Source organism: Phyllobacterium brassicacearum (genome assembly GCF_003010955.1).
GTDB classification, from domain to species: domain Bacteria; phylum Pseudomonadota; class Alphaproteobacteria; order Rhizobiales; family Rhizobiaceae; genus Phyllobacterium; species Phyllobacterium brassicacearum.
Map to the genome: position 1 here is coordinate 1 of NZ_PGGO01000071.1, position 942 is coordinate 942.

The 942-nt window shown below is 64.8% G+C and carries 1 protein-coding gene and 2 pseudogenes; all 3 read right to left on the bottom strand.

What is annotated here, in order from left to right; all coding sequences use genetic code 11:
• Positions 1–414 (bottom strand): annotated as a pseudogene (locus CU102_RS28285) (hypothetical protein); the annotation flags it as partial.
• On the bottom strand, positions 404–703 hold the full coding sequence (locus CU102_RS28290; RefSeq protein WP_146146491.1) for a MobC domain-containing protein: 300 nt from the start codon (positions 701–703) through the stop codon (positions 404–406). The gene CU102_RS28290 and the pseudogene CU102_RS28285, both read right to left, overlap by 11 nt.
• Positions 700–942 (bottom strand): annotated as a pseudogene (locus CU102_RS30070) (hypothetical protein); the annotation flags it as partial. The pseudogene CU102_RS30070 and the gene CU102_RS28290, both read right to left, overlap by 4 nt.

The window sequence follows — 942 nt, forward strand, 5'->3', positions numbered from 1 at the left end:
CACCATGTTCACCGACGGCGGCGCCTTGCGGACCTGGTGCTGACCCGCGTAGATGATTTCATCGTCCGACCAGTCGGCATGGATATCCCTGACGGCGTCCTTGCCTTGCATGGCGCCGTAATCGGTCTCTACGGCCACCTTCCCGTTGCGGGTGATATAATCCATATGCGCTTTCAGATGCGCGCCATCGCGCGTGCGTCCGCTGATCTTGATCATGACTTCCGGCGCCTTGTTGGCGATGCGGGCCAGCCTCGCCTTGTCCGCCGTCGTGTTGCGCGGCCTCGGCTTGGCCCGTCCCTTTAAAAGCGCATCACGATAAACCCTGATGTGCGCTGGCGGCGTCCAGGCCGCGGCCACACCGACCTGCCTGTAAAAATCGTCGTAAAGCAGGCGGACCTTCGGGTCATTCGCCATCGGCCTGCCCCTCCCAGACGCGAACATTGCCACGCGCCAGCAGATGCAGCGCGGTCAACGTCCGCTCGACTTCGCCGCGCGCGGTGTTAACAACCGCATGGTCGACGGCGAAGGGCGCATGTTCCAGGCGGGCCTCATGGGCGGCGCGGACAAGCTGATTGAGATTGACGCCGATCCTGCGCACCTGGTTGGTCAGGGCGCGCAGTTCGTGCAGCTCCGACCCGCTGTACTGGGTGCCGGCCCCGAGGCGCACGCGCACCACCGAGCGAAGCCATTGTGATGGCTTCATACCGCGGGCGGCCGCCGCCTTCCTGACCGCCACAACCTCGTTGGCCGAAGCCGCACCGACAGATGCACGGTCCGCCCGGCGGGATCGGGCAGCCTCGGTGCCTGTTCCGGCGATGGTCCATCGACGGCCAGACGCACGAGGTGACGCAGCAAGGCGGACTTTCCGCCATGCACATGAGCCAGCGCTGAAAAGCGTTCGGCCAGTCTATCGTCGATGTGGGTGCTTAAGTGCTGCATGTC

Bases quoted from the DNA above. Each gene is read 5' to 3' on its own strand.
- CU102_RS28290 (WP_146146491.1), bottom strand. From the start codon at position 703: ATGAAGCCATCACAATGGCTTCGCTCGGTGGTGCGCGTGCGCCTCGGG.